The organism is Nocardia sp. NPDC006630 (assembly GCF_040611495.1).
In the GTDB taxonomy this organism is placed as follows: Bacteria; Actinomycetota; Actinomycetes; order Mycobacteriales; family Mycobacteriaceae; genus Nocardia.
Genome location: NZ_JBEXOK010000001.1, coordinates 772,430 through 792,260, shown reverse-complemented (window position 1 = coordinate 792,260; position 19,831 = coordinate 772,430). Strand labels below are relative to the sequence as shown.

General features: G+C 65.5%; 22 protein-coding genes and 1 tRNA gene. 15 read left to right on the top strand and 8 right to left on the bottom strand.

Translation table 11 applies throughout. The features are described 5' to 3' along the window. Positions 1–92 precede the first annotated feature (92 nt). From ABZX86_RS03615 to ABZX86_RS03605, 3 genes are all read left to right on the top strand, one after another. Entirely contained in the window at positions 93–1,292 is a 1,200-nt protein-coding gene (locus tag ABZX86_RS03615; protein WP_355119586.1) for a cation:proton antiporter, read from the top strand. 111 nt (positions 1,293–1,403) lie between these two features. Beyond that, entirely contained in the window at positions 1,404–3,674 is a 2,271-nt protein-coding gene (locus ABZX86_RS03610; protein ID WP_355119584.1) for a germacradienol/geosmin synthase, read from the top strand. Between the two features lie 91 nt (positions 3,675–3,765). Beyond that, a complete protein-coding gene (locus ABZX86_RS03605) occupies positions 3,766–4,605 on the top strand; it encodes a patatin-like phospholipase family protein (RefSeq protein ID WP_355119582.1) in 840 nt (279 codons plus the stop codon). Here the strand turns inward: ABZX86_RS03605 and ABZX86_RS03600 are convergent, their stop codons facing one another. Next, on the bottom strand, positions 4,606–6,522 hold the full coding sequence (locus ABZX86_RS03600; RefSeq protein ID WP_355119580.1) for a CocE/NonD family hydrolase: 1,917 nt from the start codon (positions 6,520–6,522) through the stop codon (positions 4,606–4,608). It abuts the gene before it with no gap. A 177-nt stretch (positions 6,523–6,699) separates the two neighbouring features. On the opposite strand from ABZX86_RS03600, the gene ABZX86_RS03595 reads away from it, so the two are divergent. The 6 genes from ABZX86_RS03595 (at position 6,700) to ABZX86_RS03570 (ending at position 10,708) form a co-directional block, all read left to right on the top strand. Continuing rightward, positions 6,700–6,855 carry a DUF6131 family protein gene (locus tag ABZX86_RS03595; RefSeq protein ID WP_355119578.1) on the top strand — a complete coding sequence of 52 codons (156 nt, stop codon included), beginning with the start codon at positions 6,700–6,702 and terminating at the stop codon, positions 6,853–6,855. 40 nt (positions 6,856–6,895) lie between these two features. Further along, on the top strand, positions 6,896–7,069 hold the full coding sequence (locus ABZX86_RS03590) for a hypothetical protein (protein ID WP_355119576.1): 174 nt from the start codon (positions 6,896–6,898) through the stop codon (positions 7,067–7,069). 25 nt (positions 7,070–7,094) lie between these two features. Then, positions 7,095–7,268, top strand: coding sequence for a CsbD family protein (locus tag ABZX86_RS03585; RefSeq protein ID WP_355119574.1), 174 nt, complete (start codon positions 7,095–7,097; stop codon positions 7,266–7,268). 40 nt (positions 7,269–7,308) lie between these two features. Beyond that, entirely contained in the window at positions 7,309–8,619 is a 1,311-nt protein-coding gene (locus ABZX86_RS03580) for a cyclopropane-fatty-acyl-phospholipid synthase family protein (protein ID WP_355119572.1), read from the top strand. Positions 8,620–8,705: 86 nt separating this feature from the next. Then, entirely contained in the window at positions 8,706–10,172 is a 1,467-nt protein-coding gene (locus ABZX86_RS03575; protein WP_355119570.1) for an NAD(P)/FAD-dependent oxidoreductase, read from the top strand. 50 nt (positions 10,173–10,222) lie between these two features. Then, on the top strand, positions 10,223–10,708 hold the full coding sequence (locus tag ABZX86_RS03570; protein ID WP_355119568.1) for a peptidylprolyl isomerase: 486 nt from the start codon (positions 10,223–10,225) through the stop codon (positions 10,706–10,708). Positions 10,709–10,723: 15 nt separating this feature from the next. Here the strand turns inward: ABZX86_RS03570 and ABZX86_RS03565 are convergent, their stop codons facing one another. Together ABZX86_RS03565 and ABZX86_RS03560 are read right to left on the bottom strand one after the other, a co-directional pair. Beyond that, positions 10,724–11,215, bottom strand: a complete 492-nt coding sequence (locus tag ABZX86_RS03565) for a hypothetical protein (protein ID WP_355119566.1) — start codon at positions 11,213–11,215, stop codon at positions 10,724–10,726. Between the two features lie 20 nt (positions 11,216–11,235). Beyond that, positions 11,236–11,694 (bottom strand): MarR family transcriptional regulator, encoded by a 459-nt coding sequence (locus ABZX86_RS03560; RefSeq protein WP_355119564.1) that lies wholly within the window; start codon positions 11,692–11,694, stop codon positions 11,236–11,238. A gap of 224 nt (positions 11,695–11,918) precedes the next feature. Here ABZX86_RS03560 and ABZX86_RS03555 point away from each other — a divergent pair, with 224 nt between their 5' ends. Next, complete coding sequence (locus ABZX86_RS03555) at positions 11,919–12,263, top strand: hypothetical protein (RefSeq protein ID WP_355119562.1); 345 nt, start codon at positions 11,919–11,921, stop codon at positions 12,261–12,263. A gap of 56 nt (positions 12,264–12,319) precedes the next feature. On the opposite strand, the gene ABZX86_RS03550 is transcribed toward ABZX86_RS03555, so the two are convergent. The 5 genes from ABZX86_RS03550 to ABZX86_RS03530 all read right to left on the bottom strand — a co-directional run bounded on the left by ABZX86_RS03550 (position 12,320) and on the right by ABZX86_RS03530 (position 14,880). Further along, positions 12,320–12,392 (bottom strand) — tRNA-Ala (locus ABZX86_RS03550). A gap of 85 nt (positions 12,393–12,477) precedes the next feature. Further along, on the bottom strand, positions 12,478–13,128 hold the full coding sequence (locus ABZX86_RS03545) for a TetR/AcrR family transcriptional regulator (protein ID WP_355119858.1): 651 nt from the start codon (positions 13,126–13,128) through the stop codon (positions 12,478–12,480). A gap of 250 nt (positions 13,129–13,378) precedes the next feature. Next, the gene (locus ABZX86_RS03540; RefSeq protein WP_355119560.1) at positions 13,379–13,696 is read right to left on the bottom strand and encodes a helix-turn-helix transcriptional regulator; all 318 of its coding nucleotides are present in this window, start codon (positions 13,694–13,696) and stop codon (positions 13,379–13,381) included. Next, positions 13,693–14,058 carry a type II toxin-antitoxin system RelE/ParE family toxin gene (locus ABZX86_RS03535; RefSeq protein ID WP_355119558.1) on the bottom strand — a complete coding sequence of 122 codons (366 nt, stop codon included), beginning with the start codon at positions 14,056–14,058 and terminating at the stop codon, positions 13,693–13,695. Before ABZX86_RS03535 ends, ABZX86_RS03540 begins: the two co-directional genes overlap by 4 nt. Positions 14,059–14,163: 105 nt before the next feature. Further along, positions 14,164–14,880, bottom strand: a complete 717-nt coding sequence (locus ABZX86_RS03530) for a uracil-DNA glycosylase (protein WP_355119556.1) — start codon at positions 14,878–14,880, stop codon at positions 14,164–14,166. A gap of 114 nt (positions 14,881–14,994) precedes the next feature. Between ABZX86_RS03530 and ABZX86_RS03525 the strand changes: the two genes are divergently transcribed. The 5 genes from ABZX86_RS03525 (at position 14,995) to ABZX86_RS03505 (ending at position 19,825) form a co-directional block, all read left to right on the top strand. Next, on the top strand, positions 14,995–15,657 hold the full coding sequence (locus ABZX86_RS03525) for a TRIC cation channel family protein (protein WP_355119554.1): 663 nt from the start codon (positions 14,995–14,997) through the stop codon (positions 15,655–15,657). A 119-nt stretch (positions 15,658–15,776) separates the two neighbouring features. Next, positions 15,777–16,220, top strand: coding sequence for a GyrI-like domain-containing protein (locus tag ABZX86_RS03520; protein WP_327142173.1), 444 nt, complete (start codon positions 15,777–15,779; stop codon positions 16,218–16,220). Further along, a complete protein-coding gene (locus tag ABZX86_RS03515; RefSeq protein ID WP_355119552.1) occupies positions 16,217–16,651 on the top strand; it encodes an AraC family transcriptional regulator in 435 nt (144 codons plus the stop codon). Before ABZX86_RS03520 ends, ABZX86_RS03515 begins: the two co-directional genes overlap by 4 nt. A 520-nt stretch (positions 16,652–17,171) precedes the next feature. Next, positions 17,172–17,660 carry a hypothetical protein gene (locus ABZX86_RS03510; RefSeq protein ID WP_355119550.1) on the top strand — a complete coding sequence of 163 codons (489 nt, stop codon included), beginning with the start codon at positions 17,172–17,174 and terminating at the stop codon, positions 17,658–17,660. Between the two features lie 2 nt (positions 17,661–17,662). Further along, positions 17,663–19,825, top strand: coding sequence for an Rv1355c family protein (locus ABZX86_RS03505; protein ID WP_355119548.1), 2,163 nt, complete (start codon positions 17,663–17,665; stop codon positions 19,823–19,825). Positions 19,826–19,831 lie beyond the last annotated feature (6 nt).

The window sequence follows — 19,831 nt, the reverse complement described above, 5'->3', positions numbered from 1 at the left end:
CGGCCAAACGCGCCGGGATGACGAAGCGATGTCCTCGAATGTTCGCTTGCGTGTTGCTATTGCATGCATCCGGCTTCTGAGAGGATGCGCAGGTGATTCAGTCGTTGATCGCGATCGCGGCGGTGGTGGCGGGGTGGGCACTGCTCGCGGCGCGGTTGGAGCGGTGGCATATCAGTGCGCCGATTGCGGTCGTGCTGGTCGGGATAGCCGTCGGATTCACCACGCGGAACACCATCGGCGAGACGCTCAATACGCATTTCGCGCAGTTCGGTGCGGAGATCGTGCTCGCGGTGCTGCTGTTCATCGATGCCACCGAGGTGCGCGGCGGCATGCTCGGGCCCAGCCCGCGCCCGGCTCTGCGAATGCTGTTCATCGCGCTGCCGCTCGGGCTGGGATTGTCGACGCTGCTCGGGGCGTGGCTGTTGCCGGGGCTGTCCTGGCCGGTGTTGCTGTTGATTGCCTGCATTGTCGTACCGATCGATTTCGCGCCGGCGCCATCCGTGGTGCGGGACAGGTGGATTCCGCTGCGGGTGCGGAATGTGCTCAATGTCGAGGGCGGCTACAACGACGGACTGGTCTCCCCGATCTTCATTTTCGCGCTCGGGCTGTCGGGTGTCGGCGAGCATGCGAAGACACCGCTCGAGGCGCTCGGGGATGCGCTGCCGCAGGCCGTCAAGGCGATACTGGTCGGCCTGGTCGCCGGTGCGGCATTGGCCCTGGCGACCAATGCCGCCGATGAGCGAAAGCTGATGAGCCATCAGTCGAAACGGATGCTGCTGGTCGCCGCGCCGATACTGTCCTACGCCGTGGCGGTCGGCATCCACGGCAATGGCTTTGTCGCCGCGTTCGTCTGCGGGCTGGCGCTCAACTACTGGCGTCGCTCCTCGAACTTCCGGCACGAGCTCGAGCTGCTGGACGACATCGGCTTCCTGCTCACCGTGGTCATGTGGTTCGTCTTCGGCAGTGTCGCGGTCTATGTACTGGTCGGTCCGCACATGTGGAGGACCCTGCTTTTCAGCCTGGCCGCGCTCACCATTGTGCGAATTCTGCCGACCTTCGTGGCCATGCTCGGCTCCACCTTCTCCTGGCGCGACCGGCTGCGGCTGGGCCTGCTGGGCCCGCGCGGCACCACCTCGATCGTCTTCGCGCTGCTGGCCTACAACGGATTGTCCGGCGAGCCAGCCGATTTCGCCCTGATCACCATGGTCTTCACCGTTTTCGGCAGTGTCGTGCTGCACGGCGCGGGTGTGCCACTCGCCGCACGTCTGCGCGCGACGCACCGGGCATCCTGATCACCTTCACCGATTTTCGTGATGGTTCCAGGTTCGGGTCGTACCGTAGATACCGCATAACGGCTTGTCTCGCTCGTCAGTCTTTTCGGTTGAGTCCCAGGGGGTTGTGCTGTGCAGCCGTTCGAACTTCCCGATTTCTATATGCCCTATCCGGCGCGGCTGAATCCCCATGTCGACCAGGCTCGGGCGCACACCCGGGAGTGGGCCGCGGAGATGGGATTCTTCGAAACCCAAGAGGGTCACCATATTTGGGACGAAACGGACCTGGAACGTCACGATTACGGCCTGCTGTGCGCCTATACGCATCCCGAATGCGATGGTGCGGAACTGGATCTGATTACCGACTGGTATGTCTGGGTCTTCTATTTCGACGACCATTTCCTGGAGCTCTACAAGCGCACCCAGGATTCCGAGGGTGCGCGCGACTACCTGCACCGCCTCCGGGAATTCATGCCGCTCACCGGCACCGAAATGCCCGAGCCGACCAATCCGGTCGAACGCGGGCTGGCCGATCTGTGGCCGCGCACGGTGCCGAGCATGTCGCTGGACTGGCGCCGCCGCTTCGCTGTCACCACTCAGGCGCTGCTGGAGGAATCGCGCTGGGAGCTGGCCAATATCACCGAGGGCCGGATCGCCAATCCGATCGAGTACATCGAGATGCGCCGCAAGGTCGGCGGCGCGCCGTGGTCGGCGAATCTGGTGGAGCACGCCGTGCAGGCGGAAGTCCCCGCCGAGCTGGCCGCCACCCGGCCGCTGTGCGTGCTGCGCGACACCTTCTCCGACGGCGTGCATCTGCGCAACGACATCTTCTCCTATGAGCGCGAGGTGCGGGAGGAGGGTGAGAACGCCAATTGCATTCTGGTACTGGAGCGTTTCCTCGGCCTCGATACCCAGCCGGCCGCGGAGGTGGTCAATGACCTGCTGACCTCGCGGGTCCAGCAGTTCGAGTACACCGCCGTCACCGAATTGCCGTTGCTCTTCGCCGAATTCGGCGTCAGCCCGCAGGAGCAGGCCGATGTGGCGTTGTACGCCAAGGGATTACAGGACTGGCAGGCCGGCGGTCACGAATGGCATCTGCGGTCCAGCCGCTATATGAACAAGGGGCGCAAGTCCACGGCGAATCCGCTGCTCGCCATGCTCGCGCCGAGCGGTCTGGGCATGTCCGCCCTGCGGATCAGCCCGAGCAGCCTGGGGCTCAAGCGATTCAACAGCTTCCTGCATGTGCCGTATGCGGAGGTCGGGCCCACCCCGCTGCCCGAGATCTATATGCCCTTCACCCTCCAGTTGAATCCGCACCTGGACGCCGCGCGCGAGAATGCGGTCGCCTGGGCCCGGGGGATGGGCATGCTCGGCGCGGTGCCCGATACCGAGCTGACCCTGTGGAGCGAAAACGATCTGCGCGAGTTCGACTTCGCGCTCTGCTCTTCGGGTTTGGACCCGGACGCGACCGAAACCGAATTGGATCTGGCGACGCACTGGCTGACCTGGGGCACCTACGTCGACGACTACTATCCGGCGGTCTTCTTCCCCACCAAGAACCTGCTCGGCGCCAAACTCCAGGGCCGCCGGATGCTGGACTTCATGCCGCTCGACCCGGCGGCGATCCCGCCCGCCGCCAATCCCATCGAGATAGGCCTGGCCGATCTCTGGGCACGTACCACCGGCGTGATGGACGCCGCCCAGAAGCGCGAATTCCGCACGGCCGTACGGAGTTTCATCTCCGCGTGCGAATGGGAGGTGCTGAATCACGTGCTGCACCGCGTCCCCGATCCCATCGACTATGTGGAGATGCGCCGCGATACCTTCGGTTCGGATCTGACCAAGGCGCTGTCCCGGCTCTCGCACGGCAATCTGGTTCCGCCCGAGGTCTATCGCACCCAGACCCTCAAGAACCTGGAGAACACCGCCGCCGACTACGCGATCCTGCTCAACGATCTGTTCTCCTATCAGAAGGAGACGCAGTTCGAAGGCGACTTCCACAATGGCGTCAGCGTCATTCAGAATTTCCTGAGCTGCGACCGTGATCGAGCCGTCGAGATCGTCAACGACCTCATGACCGCACGCCTGCAGCAGTTCGAGCGCGTGGTCGCACACGAACTGCCCACGCTGTACGAGGAGTACCAACTCGACGAATCCGCCCGCCGCGTCCTCGACCAGCGTGCGGTCGAACTACAGGACTGGATGGCGGCAATCCTGAACTGGCACATCGGTTGTGGCCGCTACACCGAGTCGAAACTGCAGGAGCGATTCCGCGGTGAACCGGCGGCACCCGTCGTGGCCGAACCGACCCCCGCATTGCCCTTCCTGCGACCGACCGGTCTGGGTACGAGCGCGGCTCGCATAGGCGGCGGGCTCGCCCGAGCCGGCCGGTCCGCCCTCTGACCCGGTTCAGCGCTCCCATTGCCCCTGTGCCCACTGTCCGGAAGTGTGAGGACGGACAGTGGGCGCAGGGGTATGACAGAGGAGCGGGTAGATGGCGGACAAACGGGCATTGGTCATCGGCGGCGGTGGCGTCGCCGGAATCGCCTGGGCGAACGGGATTGTCGCGGGCTTGGCCGCGAACGGCGTCGATGTGCGCACTGCCGATGTGCTGGTGGGCACCTCGGCGGGCGCCAATGTCGCCGCGCAGGTCAGCAGCGGATTGACACCGGAGGAGCTGTTCGCGCGCCAGGTGGATCCGGCCCTGCAGAGCAAAGAGCTGGTGCCGGAGGGCAATTCGGTCGAGAGCGTCTGGGCGGAGATTCTCGATATTCAGGCGGCGACCGAGGGCGATCCGGCCGAGGCGCGGCGGCGGCTCTGCGCATTGGCCAGGACCGTGCATTCGGTGCCCGTGGCGGCCCGCCGGGCGGTCATCGAATCCCGGCTGCCGGCGCACGAATGGCCGCGGCAAGCGCTGCTGGTCACCGTGGTGAACGCGGAAACCGGTGAGCCGCAGGTCTTCGACCGCGATTCGGGTATCGCACTGGTGGATGCGGTGACCGCCAGCTCGGCCGTCCCGCTGGTCTGGCCCTGCCACCTCATCGACGGGGTGCACTACACCGATGGCGGCGTGCGCACCTCCGTGAACGCGGACCTGGCCGTCGGCTACGAGCGTGTGCTGATCATCGCCCCGCTCCCGGACGAGGAGCTGGAACAGCAGATCTCGACCCTCACCGAGAAGGGCGCCCGGGTCGAGGTGATCAGTCCCGACGAGGCCTCGTTCACGGCCTTCGGGGCGAATCCGCTGGACACCGTCTCCCGCGTGCCGTCCGCTAATGCCGGTCGCGATCAAGGCAAGTCCGTGGCGGACCGGATCGCGGCCCTCTGGAACTGACTATTTCCCCGGCCGGAGATCGAAGGTGCTGGAGCCGTCTGCCCCGGCCGGGATGATGGGCAGCGTCACCGACGACGGGTGCGCGGCATCCTTGTAGATGGTCTGGGTCGCGGGCTGGGTGCGGGCATTGTCGCCGAAGCGGTCGCCGGTATTGGGATTCGGCGCGTACTGGGGATAGTCGCTGCTGCTGACGGCGATGCGAATGCGATCACCCGCCTTGAACTGATAACTGGTGGGCCAGATCTTGATGGTGAACCTGTACGGCTGTCCCGGGACCAGCAGGCTGGGATCCGACAGCGAGTCGCGGAAGGCGGCGCGCAGGATGCCATTGTTCAGATTGACCGAAGTGCCGTCGGGCGAAACGACTTCCAGCCGCGCCACGAAATCGGTATCCGGCGCGGTGGAGGACGCCCAGAGCTGCACGGTGACGGGTCCGGTCACCTCGGTATCGGCGCTCAGCGGATCGGTGTCGTAGGTCAGCACATCCGAACGCTGTTCCACCGCACCCTGTTCGAACGGTCCCTGCGGTCCCGAGGAAGCGCCGCAACAGGAATGGCCACCGCTGCTGGGCGCCGGATCGGCGGGGTCGTAGACATAGCGATCCGGATCGGCGGCGCCGGGCGCCTGCGCCGTCAGCTTTCCCATGCGACCGGCGATACCGTTCGCGCCACTGCCCGAGAAGTAGTAATCGTGCCACTGTGTTTGCGGCAGTGGCCAATTCGTCGCCGACTTCCAGCGGTTCGCGCCCATCAGGAAGTAGTCGACGCGGGGGCTGCCCGATACGCCGTTGCTCTTGCCCTTCAAGAACTGGTCGAACCAATCGAGCATCAGATCATTGATCGGGCTGTTCCCGGCCGGTCCGATCTGCTTCAGCCGGGGCGCGAACGGTGAGTCCGGCCGGCCCCAGCCGACGTGATCCCACGGCCCGATCACCAAGCGCTGGTTCTGTTGTGCCTCCGGCGTCCCGCCGTGGGCGACCATTCCGGTGAAATTCTCGGTCCCGCCGGCGAGAAAGGCGTCGTACCAGCCCTCCACGTCGAGCACCGGAATCTTCACCTGCGGGTAGTGCTCTCGAATGCTCCACTGCTTCCAGTAGTCGTCGCGGGTCGAATGCCGGATCCAGTCGAAGAACCAGGGCGCGACCGCCGGATTGCCCGGCTGCATCGGCGGAAAGTCTTTGTACGGCTGGTATTTCATCCAGGACGTGAAGTTCGAGACGGCATCGGTCAGCTCCGTGACCACCGGACCGTCGTGCCGATGCTGCGCCGCCTCGGTGCCGATGGTGCCCATCGCCCACGGCTCCACGAAGGCCAGCCGGAAGGCGCCGCCCTCATAGGTCCAGCCGTCGTAGTAATCGGAGGCGGTATTGGCGGGCACGATCGTGGTCAGATGCGGGGGAGCGCCGACCGCGGCCAGCCACTGGGTCGCACCGACATACGACGAGCCGTACATGCCGACCTTGCCGCTGGAACCCGGCAGTGCCGCAGCCCATTCCACGGAGTCGTACCCGTCCTGGATGTCATTGCCGAACTCGGAGAAGACGCCGTCCGACGTCCCGAGCCCCCGGACATCCTGGATGACCACCAGATAGCAGTGCGAGGCGAACCAGTCCGGGCTCTGATAGCGCGAGGGCTGGATCTGCGGGGCCGATTTGCCGTACTGGGTACGCATGAGAATCACCGGAACGGGATCGGTTGTCCTGGGGCGGTACACATCCGACCGCAGGACGGTCCCGTCGCGCATGGTCGCGGGCACATCGGCCTGCTTGTCGACCGCGCAGTCCCCGCGCCCGGCGGCCGGTGGCCAGGTCGTGGCGGGCGTGCTGGTCCGGGTACTCGCGGTGCAGGCGCCCACCAGGATGGCTACCCCGAGCGCGGCGGTGAGCAGCCGGGCGACTCGCATGACGTGATCCGACATTCCATACACCTCGCTGTGCGGGGCAGGGTGACTGCGCCAGCTTAATCCGCGGCCCTGGTGGAGCGGCCCTTCTCTCGGAAAATTCACTGTAGGTTGCAAGTGTAGGTCTACAGCGTTGACATACCGGTGGCAGAGGCGTGTACTGGAAAGACCACCAGAGAAATTAGGTATCCACTCATGATCGCTCTCGGACTGGTCCTGCTAGTCGTGGGATTCCTCTTGGGCTTCCACCTCCTCGTCACCATCGGGATCATCCTGCTGATCATCGGCGCAGTGCTGATGATCGCGGGCCGCACCGGGCACGCCGTCGGCGGCCGCAGCCACTACTACTGATCGACAGCGATCCGGGCGTAAGCACCCCTGAGGAGTCTCGATGATCGTCATCATCGCGCTGTGCGCCGGAATCCTCATCGGCGCAATCGGAATGGCGTTGCTGGGCCGCCGCACGCGCCCGGGGGTCACCGCCGCGGGTCGTGACCTCCGCGAAAACGCCGGTGGCTCCCGGCATATTCGCACCCACCCGAGTTGGCGTGACCGGCTCGAGTAATCAAGCGCAGGAAGGGACAACCGCGATGAGCATCGGCAGGGCGATCGCCCACAGGGCCAAGATCGCGCGCGGCACGATCAAGCAGTTCATCGGCCGTGCCATCGGCGACACCCGCCTGCGGAACCAGGGCGGCCTCGACCGCGCCAGCGGTAATGCCGCACGCGCGGTCGACAAACTCGGCAACGCCCTCGGGCGCTGACCTCCGCACGCAGCCGCGTGTGACAGGCAATAGTGGTTGTATGGGCAACAACGCAACAGTCGCGGCCGCGTTCGAACCTCTTCTGCAGGCCGCCTTCGGCACACAGCTGCCGCTACGGTTCGAGTTCTGGGACGGCAGCTCGGTGCAACCCGCCGGTGAGTCTCCCGGCACCATGCGCATTCGCTCGAAAGACGCTCTGGGCCATATGGTTTGGACGCCGGGTGAGCTGGGCCTGGGCCGTGCTTTCGTCTCCGGCAGCGTCGACCTCGACGGCGATATCTTCAAGATTCTGCGTGCGCTGCAGACCGCGGTGCCGGACAGTGCGCGGCTGGGCCTGAGCGGTGCGGTCAAGGCCGCCGGTGCGGCGCGGCAGCTCGGCGCGCTCAGCCATCGTCCGAAGCCGCCGCCCGAGGAGGCCCCGGCCCCGCGCGGCTGGCTGCATACGCGCGGACGTGACGCGGCGGCCATCAGTCACCACTACGACGTCGGCAACGACTTCTACCGACTGGTGCTCGGGCCGAGCATGACCTACTCGTGTGCGCGCTTCGTCGCCGCTGATGATGACGGCCGACGGGCTGCCGACGCCGACGTCTCCCTGGAAGACGCCCAGGCTGCCAAACATGATCTGATCTGCCGCAAGCTGGGCCTGTCCGAGCGTCGCGGTATGCGCCTGCTGGATGTCGGCTGCGGCTGGGGTTCCATGGCCATGCATGCGGCCGAGATCTACGGCGCGCAGGTCGTGGGCGTCACGATCAGCAAGGAGCAGGCCGAGGCCGCGCGTAAACGCGTCGCCGACGCCGGTCTCTCCGGCAGTGTCGAAATCCGCCTCTCCGACTACCGCGACCTGCGTGGCGAGGAGTTCGACGCGATCTCCTCGATCGGCATGTTCGAACACGTCGGCGCGAATCGCATGGCCGCGTACTTCGAAACCCTGCGCGCACTACTGCATCCCGAGGGCCGCCTGCTCAACCACGCGATCTCGTCCAAGGGCGGTTCCAAGATCACGGCCCGCTCGTTCATCGGCCGCTATGTCTTCCCCGACGGCGAACTGCTCGACGTCGGCGATGTCACCCTGGCAATGGAACGCGCCGGATTCGAGGTCCGCGATGTGGAAGCCCTGCGCGAGCACTACGCGCTGACCCTCCGTCAATGGGTGGCCAACCTCGAAAACGCCTGGGACGAAGCGGTTTCCCTTGCGGGCGAGGGCCGGGCCCGCATCTGGCGCATCTACATGGCGGCCTCCGCCCTCGGCTTCGAAGACGGCGGCATCGGGCTGCACCAGGTCCTCGGCGTAGTCCCCGACCCGCAGGGCCGCACCGGCATGCCCGGCACCCGTCGCGCCTGGGCCTGATCCGATCCTTCGTTGACATCCTCACCAAACCGAAATACCGTCGGTATTCGAATTCTTGCGGTATCAAAGTGAAGGATGTGTGCGGCATGTCTGCGTCTCGTCAACCCCGCGTCGTGATCATCGGCGCGGGTGTGTCCGGTATCGCGAGTGCGATTACGCTGCAGCGCAACGGTTTCCACGATTTCTTAATACTGGAGAAGGGGTCCGACGTCGGCGGGGTCTGGCATTGGAACCACTACCCGGGACTGACCTGCGATGTGCCGTCACAGGTGTACCAGTTCGGCTTCGCGCCGAAGCCGGACTGGTCGCATGTGTTCGCACCCGGCCCGGAGATCCAGCGCTATCTCGCCGATATTGTCGACCAGTTCGGACTGCGCCCGCATCTGCGGGTCGATGCCGAGGTGGTCGCGGCGGAATTCACCGGCTCCGGGTGGCGGGTCGAGACCGGTGCCGGTGAGACTTACGACGCCGACTTCGTGATCGCCGCCACCGGCGTCCTGCATCATCCGGCCTGGCCCGATATCGCGGGCCTGGACGAGTTCACCGGCACCGTGGTGCACACCGCCCGCTGGGATGATTCCCTGCCGACCGCCGGGCGGCGGATCGCCGTGATCGGCACCGGATCCACTGGGGTGCAAGTAGTTTCGGCACTGCAGCCGAAAGCGCGGCAGATCACCCACTTCGTCCGCAGCCCGCAGTGGGTGATCTGGGCCCCGATGCAATTGCCGCAGCCGGCGTTCGTCGGCGCCGTACTGGACCGGCTACCGGCTCTCAACCGGGCGCTCTACCAGGCCGGAATGACCGGCGCGAAGCTGTTCACCGATGTGGTCACCCGCCCGAGCTGGCGGCGGCGCGCCGTGCAGCAGTACGCGCGGTTGAGTCTGCGCACCCAGGTCGGCGATCCGGAACTGCGCGAGCAGCTCACCCCCGACTACCAGCCGCTGTGCAAGCGACAGGTGTTGTCCGGCAGCTACTATCGCGCATTGCGCGCCGGCAATGCGGAACTCGTCACCACCGGCATCGAGGCGATCACCCCGACGGGCATTCGCACTTCCGACGGCCGCCACCACGAGGTCGATACGATCGTCTTCGCCACCGGCTTCCGCGCGCACGACTATATGCGCCCGATGAGATTGACCGGCCGCGACGGAATCTCCATCGACGAGGCCTGGGCCAAGGGTCCCCGCGCCTACCGCATGACCGCGATCCCCGGTTTCCCCAATTTCTTCACCGTGCTCGGCCCCAACTCGCCCACCGGTTCCATCCCTCTGCACCACGCCGCGGAAGTCACCGCGCGCTACATCGCCGCCTGGATAAACCGCTGGAGCGCAGGCGAATTCGACACCATGGAGGTCACCGAAGCGGCCACCGACCGCTTCGGCGCGCACGTCGCCGAGGCGCTGGAGCCCACGGTCTGGAACACCGGCTGCAACTCCTGGTACTTCACCGAGGGCGGCCATATCGACCTGCTGCCCTTCAACCGCCACACCATGGAAACCATGCTCACCGACCCCGACGCCGAGGACTTCCACCTGAGCACACAGGGGGCATAGCGGCCATATACATTTGCTCGTTCAGTGTTCCTCTCCGAAAGGGTTACCCCATGTCGATCACTGCCAACAAGGTTGTCTCCATCGACTACACCCTGACCGACGACGACGGCGACGTCATCGACACCTCGACCGGCGCCGAACCGCTCGAATACCTGCACGGCGCCGACAACATCGTCCCCGGGCTGGAAGGCGCGCTGGAGGGCAAGGCCGTCGGTGACGAGCTGAAGGTCGTCATCGAGCCGGAGGACGGCTACGGCGAATACGAGGCCGAGCTGGTCAGCATTGTCAGTCGCGGCGATATCGAAGGCGTCGACGAGCTCGAGGTCGGTATGGAACTGCACGCCGAGACCCCCGACGGCGACGTCCAGATCATCACCATCCGCGAACTGGACGGCGATGAGGTGACCGTCGACGCCAACCACCCGCTGGCCGGTCAGCGCCTGACCTTCCAGGTCCGCGTCGTCGACGTCCGCGATGCCACCGCGGACGAGCTCGCCCACGGCCACCCGCACGGCGAAGACGACCACGAGCACTGATTCCAGACAGCCTTCCTATTCGAGGGAGGGGCCGGTCGCGGGTGAATTCACACCGCTCCGGCCACCTGCGACTGGGCGGAGCCGGCCGGTGAGCCGGAGGCCGTCGCGAATATTCAATGACATCAATGCGATATTGGTCGCGCCCGCGATGAGCTCCAGGGCCTGCACGCAATAGAACGCGACACCGAAGTGACCGTGCCCGGCGAGTACGTCCAGTGTGATCGCCGACGGAATCAGCACCAGCAGACCGTTGCCGGCGATGATCGGCATCCGACGTTTCTTCGCGAGGACAAGTGGTGCTGTCGATCCCGCGGACATACGGAAGCCGCTCGCTCCGGTGATCGCCAGGGCGAGGATCAGAATCGGCAGTCCAAACGGAATTGTCTGCTTCAGCGTGGTGACATCCTGCGTCGATCCGAAGATCTCCGTCGCCACGGTCGAGGTCCAGAAGGTCGCGATGGTGGTCAGTCCGATTGCACCCGCGAAGGGATGAATGCGGGAGAGCATGGTTCACCTCTCTTCGGCGGTCATCCGGCCCGATCGGCGTCGAGATTGCCGATCGCCCGTCGAGCCATGCGAAGGAAATGTTCTTCCTGCGCATCCGGAAAACCCGCAGTGGCAATGGCATTCACGTCGAGCGCAGCCGCGACCAGCGGGCCCTGCAGTTCCCGGGCGCGATCGGTGAGGTGGATCAGCGCCCGTCGCCCGTCCGCGGGATCGGCAGTGCGCAGAATCAACCCGTCACGTTCCATCCGCTTGAGCGTGTGGGCCATCGTCGACTGATCGATGCGCACTTTCTCGCAGAGCTCGTTCTGCGCAATACCGTCCTTCTCGTACAGTGCGAGCAGTTGCGCGAATTGTCCTGGCACCACACCGTATTCGGCTATTCGATCGCGCAGCGCCTGTTCCATGAGCCGAGCGAGATGATTGATCACATATCCGAGTGAGGTGCGCCGGTCGACCGAGAGTGCCTCAGATGGTTCCATTCTCACCCTCCATCGATACTGCGTGCGCAGCCGCCTTCGAGAGTACATGGCAAGCCATGTAAATGCGACAGCGCCGATTGGCGCTGCGGTGGCAACGACACGGCCTCCGTAGCAATAGCGAGAGAGCCTATGGCAGAACGCATTACAGAAGCCATCCGATGAGGGCCTCGCTCACCCCGGTCCAAGCGCTCCTCGGCGTCACACACCGCGTAGGGTGCCTGGCCATGAAACGAATCCATGCGTTCGTGGTGGTGGGGATTGCGGGCTCGATGATGATGGCCGGAGGCCAGCCGGCCCAGGCCCAGGCGACCGGCTCCAGCGCGGAAGGCGGCGTCGGGCAGATAACGGTGACAGTGCAAGCGGATGGCGCGGGCGCCAACTGCGATGTCCGAGTGGACGGCAATATCGTTCCGAATTCACAGTTTCTGGTCTTCGCCGATCCAGGCGTCGCCTCGAAGACAGTGTCCCCGATCATGGGCGGCCCCCACACGGTGAGCGCGTTCTGCAACGGGGCCGACCTGGATACCTTCACCGTCCAGGTCCAACCCGGCCCGACCGGGTCCATGTAGCCCGGAAACGGCGATCGCCGGTGATCTCTGTTGAGATCACCGGCGATCGGTGAAAGTGGAGCTAAGGGGAATCGAACCCCTGACCTTCTCGATGCGAACGAGACGCGCTACCAACTGCGCTATAGCCCCAGCCGCTGACCGTTACCGGCCTGCGGTGGAAAACTTTAGCAGGTGGACGGGGGTGTCGCCGAATCGGCTGGTTGGGGGCCATTTCTCAGGGGGGATCGGTGGGGGTGGTGTAGGAGTCGAGGACTCGGAGGAAGAGGTCTAGGCGGTAGGTGCGGAGGGAGGGACTGTCGGGTTCCAGGAGGCATTGGGCCATGGTGCCGTCGTGGACTGCGATCAGGGCTCGACTCAGGGCGACCGGGTCGGGGACTTGGCGGCCGGCGCGCTTCAGGAGGCGGGTGAGGACCGGGGTGAGGGCGGCGCTGATGGCTTCCTCGCGGGCGACCATGACTCGGCGCAGGGGTGGGTTGCGGAGGGCGTGGGCGGTGAATTCGGAGGTGATGCGAAACCACTTGTCGTCCACGGGGACTGCGGCCAGCACATGCTCTACCACTTGCTGCGGATCATCGACGGGGAGGTCGGTGTCCAGCACCGCGGTCACCTGCTCGAGCATTGCCGCCGAGCGCTGTTCCCACATGGCGAGGAACAACTCCTCCAATGAGGTGAAGTTCGAATAGAACGCGCCGCGCGTGAATCCGGCCCGCTCACAGATCTGCTCGACAGTGCATCGACCCAGCCCGTCTTCGGCGAAAGCATCGAATGCCGCATCGAGCAACCGCTGCCGAGTCTGCGACCGCCGCCGCTTGACCGGCGTTTCGCCGCCGGAACCCGCGCTTCGCGACGGTTCGCGGCGATTCACCGGCACAGCTGTCTCGGCGGTGCCCACCAGTGGGCCGACCACATCGCCGGTGGGGGAGTTATCGGCCCTGCTCACGACCGCATCGTATCGGGTGCGGTGCGAGATACAGCAGGGCGCGAGCACACACCGGTTCACAGGGGTATCCGGCCTGAGCGGTCAAAGACCGCATCAGAGCGGCAAATTTTGCATGTCCCGGCCGATCTTTGACCGCTCAGGCCGGGGCGACAAGGTCTGCGACGCCCATACAGGATCAAGCGATGGCCGCTGTCTCCCCATCGTCGAAGTGAATCGACTGTTGGAGTCGGCCGCCGAGCGCAGTCGCGTAGCGGGCCAGCAGTTCGTAGCCCGCGATATTGCCGCGCTCGATTTGCGAGATCCGCCCCTTGGTGACTCCCATGCGTTCGGCGATCTGCAGCTGGGTCAGCCCGCGAGACAGGCGGATCTCGGCGAGACGATGGCCGATCATCTCGGCCAGCAATTCCTCCCTGCCGACAGCAACAGCTTCTTCGCCGCCCGCGCGTTCGACGAGCTCGGCGCGAATGTCTTGCCAGCGCGAGTGTCCGCTCATCGCGGCCCCTCCAGTTCCTCTCGTCGTTCCGTCAAGTATGTCTCGTAACGTTGTTCGGCTAGCGGAATCGCTGTGCGGTACCACGAATCCCACCTTTTGTGCTTATCGCCGGCAACCAAGAGAACAGTCGATCGCCAGGGATCGAACACGAACAGGATGCGGACGGTGCCTGGGCGCAGCTCCTTCAGGTTCGGGATCTTCGAACACGCGATGGTGTCCGCGAGCGGCCGCCCGAGGCCGGGTCCGAACTCGGCCAGTATGTCGATGGCTTGAACCACCCGATCGAAGTCGGATCCTTCCAATTGCTCGATCCATTCCCGAACTTCATCGACTACATAGATGTCCCAGTCCTGGTCGGCCACCGGAGTGAGTATAGTAATCACTATACCTCGTGCGTTGCGGTTTCGTCCGACGTGAGTTCGTGGTCAGCGAACGGGGCTACCGCTGAAGTACGGGAAGCCTGCGCTTCAGTCGTTATCCAGGTCGGCGGCGGTCTTGGCTTCGAGCAGTACGGCTTCCAGCATCGCGGGCGTGAGTCGTCCGGTGAAAGTGTTCTGCTGGCTTACGTGATAGCTCCCGAACAGGTGGAGTGGCGCGCGATCGTCCTGCGCGGGTGCGAGTTCGTAGTGCACGCCGTGTCCGAAGCGCGGCTTGGGTTTCGGGATTTCCCAGCCGGATTCGGACAGTGCGGGGAGTAGGGCCTGCCAGCCCCAGCCGCCTAGGACCACGATCGAGCGGACGGTGGATGCCATCAGGCCCAGTTCGGTGATGAGCCAGTGGCGGCAGGTGTCGCGTTCGGTGGGGGTTGGTTTGTTGTCGGGTGGGGCGCAGTGCACCGGGGCGGTGACGCGGGTTCCCAGCAATTCCAAGCCGTCGCCGAGGTGGGTGCTCTGGGGCTGGTTGGTCAGGTCGGCGGCGTGCATGGCGGCGAACAGTACGTCGCCGCTGCGGTCTCCGGTGAACATGCGGCCAGTTCTATTGCCGCCGTGGGCGGCTGGGGCCAGGCCGACGATGAGGATTCGGGCGTCGGCGGGGCCTAGTCCGGGAACCGGTTTGCCCCAGTAATTTTCGTCACGAAATGCGGCGCGTTTGTCGTGCGCGACCTGTTCCCGCCATTCGACCAGTCGCGGGCAGGCGCGACAGGCTGTGAGCTGCGCTTCGAGCTCCGCAATTGTCCGGCACACGTGGGTGACTCAACCACATCGCCCGGTCGAGCGGGAGATGTCGGCGCGGCGTGGCGGCGAGGCATACTGTGCCCCGGTAGCCGACTGTTTGCGACAGTGAAAGGAACCGGTGCCGTGAGTGATCTCGTCGAGCTCGGCAATGCAGTCGGGACGGCCCAGAAGGTCGGAAATATGGTGGGCGTGTTCGCATTCGGCGTGTCGGGTGCGCTGCTCGCGGTGCGCCGGAATTTCGATGTGGTCGGCATTGCGGTGCTCGCCGTCTGCACCGCGACGGGCGGCGGCATCCTGCGCGATCTCATTATCGGTGAGACTCCGCCGACGGCCTTCGTGCACGTCAGTTATGCGGCCACGGCCCTACTGGCCGCTGCTCTCATCTTCTTCTGGCATCCACCGCATCGAGTCACCCGCACCCCGCTGCTGCTGGCCGATGGGGTCGGGCTCGGGATCTTCTGTGTGACCGGCACTGTCAGCGCATTTCAGCACGGACTTCCGGCTACCTCGGCGGCGGCGCTGGGTGTGGTCACCGCGGTCGGCGGCGGCGTGGTCCGGGACGTGCTGGCCGGAATCACACCCAGCGTGCTGAGTGACGGTGAGCTCTACGCGGTGCCCGCACTGCTCGGCTCGGCTGCGACCGCTGTACTGCTGCACCACGGCCAATACACCTACTGGACGGGCGGTTTGGCGGGTGCGGGTGCGGTGGCACTCCGCTTCCTCGCGCTCTGGCGGCACTGGCGCGCACCGCTGGCCCGGCCCCACCGCAGGCGCGATCCGGCGTGACCTCCGGGCGCGCGGTGACCGCGCCCCAGTCGTGTTGCCCGAGCACTCCGAACATGGTTGATAGCATGGCGAAGGTTGGCCAGCGGGCTGTGCATCACACCCAGAGAGAGTTCCTACCAATGCAGTTTGAGATCGTCGAGCGGGACGAGACGTGGGTCGCCGGACTGCCGGTGCGCAGCCCCAAACGTGCTCTCGGTGAACTGCGCGATCACGATCTGGAAGTGGCCTGGGCCGCGGTCCTGCATCAGGAACTCGGCGGCCCGCTCGCCTCGGCCTATACCGATTACGCCGCCGAACTCGGCACCTACAACACGCAGATCGTCGGATACCAGTGCGAATCCTTCGACGAGGTCACCCGCGGTCACGTGGTGGCGCGGCTGCCGCGCGGTACCTATGCCAGGTTCTCTTCGGTCGGTAGCTTTCCGCAGGTGATGACCGATCTCTGGACCCAGATCGCGTACGCCGAGGAGCACAACCACATCCGGCGCACGCACAGCGGTGATTTCGAGTGCTACCCGCACGCCTACAAGATCGAGCTGTACCTGGCGGTCGAGCCTTCATGACCTATTCGATCGTGGTGCGGCCGGGCGGTGTGTACGGCGGTCTGGTGGTGCCGCGGGTGCGGCCCAGCTTCAAGGTCAGCAACAGCGAGCTCATCGAATTCCTGCGCGACCGGCTGCGCGACCGCGACAGCGACGAACTTCCCCTGGCCACCGTGTACGTGCCGGATCCGGCCGGCAACTACAACGTGCTCGTCTCCTACCAGTACCCGACGCCCGAGCAGGCACCGATCGGCGATGTGCTGATCCGGGTTCCCAAGGGTGTCTACGCCCGCTTCCAGCCGAATGGTGATTATCACGATCCGGCCGAGGATGTGTGGGCTCAGGTGGACGATGCGACCGCCTCGGCGGAGATTTCCCGGGCCTACCGCGAGGAGATCGAGATCTGGTCGGGGCCGTCCGAACTGGAGTTGTTCATCTCGATCTTGATCTGATAGCCATCTGTTAGCTAAATGGAAACCAACCAGTCTTGTGGTTGTGTTTCATACCTGATAGCAATGGTTTGACCAGGGGGGATTTCTAGACGTCCATTCGGGTTTCGGAAGATTTGCCGGACGCCTGGACAATTTTCTCCGGCTGGCGGATACTCCCTTGGGTGCCTGTACCGGGCACGGTTGATACACGACCGTATCGGGCGGGGGCTCGGTAGTCGCGCGGGAGCCCGCGCAGCAACGGAGTAGGAACTGTATGGCTGTGGAAGTGGTCGCAGTCGTCCCGTCGGATTCAGCTGATGAGGACTTGCTGCGATTCCAGGATGCGTCATCGGGGTGCACCTTCTGGGTGGGTACACCGCAAGCGCACCCGGGCCTGTGGCGCCGCAACATCACCGGCGCATTGCGTGCTTACCGACGCTATGGAGTTGATGCAGTACTCGAATACGACAAAACGGCTGACGGACGTTCCAGCGCACTCTTCGTGGCCGCCATCGATCCATTCGGAGACGTGGTAGCCGGTATGCGGGTGCAAGGTCCGTACACCCATGTGGACGAGGTCAATGCCCTCGCCGCCTGGGCTGGTCGGCCAGGCGAATCGGCCCTGCGTAAGCGGGTGGCCGACCGGATACCAGAGGGTGTCGTGGAGGTGAAAGCCGTCTGGGCCGATCGTGGCCTGGATCGCGGCAAGCGCCGCGCTCTCGGTGCCGCCCTCGACCGCTGCGTTGTGCACGTCACCTCCTTACTGCGTGCCCGCTACGGCTTTGTCACCGCAGGTGAGCACGCTGCCGAGGGTTATCGCACCAGCGGCGCCCGCTCCGACTGGTGGATTCCCGCGGTGCCCTTTCCCGACCATCGCTATCGAACGGTTCCGCTGTGGTGGGATATGCGGACCTATCGCTCGGTAGCCGCAGAATCACAGCTGACTTTGATCGAAGCCGAGCAGCTCGCGCTCGCGGCCGGCGATACCGAGTTGCCGGCGGACCTCACCGGCACCGGAGGGCTTGCCTGACAATGAATCCCGACAAAAAAGCGGCCGCGGAATATCGACCGCTGTTTCTCGATGAATCCGATCCGGAGGATGCGCGCCGGATAAATGAATTGCGCGCCGAACCGGGTATCGAATTCACCGATCTGCGGGATTTGCTGCGCACCGAATTCAATGATCTGGTAGCGCCGCCGGAATTGTCGGAAGGTCCGGAAGCGGATCGCTGGATTTATTATCCGTGGCGGCACGCGGCGGTAGCTCTGCCCGGCCCGGAATTGCTGCGGACCGTCCGGCTGGACCGCAATCGCAACAAGCTGACCCGCGCGGAGCAGGAAAAGCTGGCACAGCTGACGATCGGTGTGGTCGGGCAGAGCGTGGGGCACGCCATCGCGCACACGCTGGCCATGGAGGGCATCTGCGGGCGGATAAAGCTGGCGGATTTCGACACCATCGAACTGGCCAACCTGAACCGGATTCCCGGCTCGCTCTTCGATATCGGCGTCAACAAGGCGGTGGTCACCGCCCGCCGGATAGCCGAGATCGACCCGTACCTACCGGTGGAGATCTTCGAGGCCGGACTCACCGACGAGAACGTCGACGACTTCTTCGCGGGCCTCACCCTGGTGGTGGAGGAGTGCGACTCCCTCGATATCAAGCTGGCCGTTCGGGAGGCCGCCCGCCGCTATCGGATCCCATTGCTCATGGAGACCAGCGATCGCGGCCTGCTCGATATCGAGCGCTATGACCTCGAACCCGATCGCGAGCCTTTCCACGGACTACTCGGCGGTGCGACGCGCGCCGATCTCCGGGGCCTCAGCACGCGCGAGAAAGCGCCATTCGTGGTGCGAATCCTGGACGCGCACGGCCTTTCCGACCGCTTTGCCGCGAGCCTCGTGGAAATCGATCAGACCCTCGACAGCTGGCCGCAGCTGGCCAGCGATGTGCAACTCGGCGGCGCCACCGTGGCCGCCGCGGTCCGCCGCATCGGACTGGGCGGTGTGCTGCCGTCCGGCCGCACCCGCGTGGACCTGGCCGCCAGCCTGGATGCGATCGCCGAACCCGCGGCCGTCACCGAGCTGCGGTGGCCCGCGGAGCCCGCGCTCGCGGACCAGCCCGGCAGCGCCGCCGAAGCCGTGCTCGCGGCTGCCCAGCTCGCCCCCTCGGGCGGCAATGTGCAGCCCTGGTCACTGCGCCAGGAGAATTCGGCGATCGTCATAGAACTGGATGTGCAGCGCTCGTCGGGCATGGACATCGGCTACCGCGGCAGTGCGGTGGCGGTCGGCGCGGCCCTCTACAACGCCCGTGCCGCCGCGGCCGCGCGCGGTGTGCTCGGCGAGTCCGACCTGTTCACCGGCGGTACCGGACGGCACAGCCGCACCGCACCGCTCACCGCCGTCCTGCATCTGAGCGACTGGAGTGAGCCCGAGCTGGCCCGCGACTACCCGGATCTGCTCAACCGCGTCACCAATCGCAGGCTGGGCAGCGGCGAACCGCTGGACCCGGCCGTGCTCGACACACTCGGCACCACCGCGGCCAAGGCGGGCGGCGGGCTGCGCTGGGTGACCGAGGCCGACGATCTGGCGACCGCCGCGACCCTGCTCGCCGCCTCCGATCAGGCGCGCTATCTGACCCCGACCCTGCATGCCGAGATGTTCTCCGAACTGCGCTGGCCCAGCGGCGATCTGCGCACCGGCCTGGACCTGCGGACGATGGAACTGGCGCCCGACGAACTGGCCAAGCTCGATATCGCCGGGCGCGCCGATGTGATGGACCGGATTCGGGACTGGAACGGCGGCATCGCACTGGGCGAGTACACCCGCGACCGGGTGCTGTCCGCCTCGGCGCTCGCGGTGGTCACCTTCCCGGCCCCGCCACTGCACGACCCGGAAGAATTGACCGCCTACGCCCGCGCGGGCGAGACGCTGCAGCGGGTGTGGATCGAGGCGCAGCGGCAGGGCCTGGCGGTGCAGCCGGTCTCTCCCGTGTTTCTGTACGCCCGACAGGCTGCTGATCTGAACACGGTTTCCACCGAGTTCGCCGATACACTAACGTCACTTCAAGGCCGTTTCCTGGACTTGCTGGGAGTGCCCGAGCACGAGACCGTGGCGTTGGTACTTCGCCTGAGCTATGCGGCGGAGGTCACGGTCCGGAGCCGGCGCCTTCCCACGCCGGGTGCGGAAGACCGCTGATGGGAT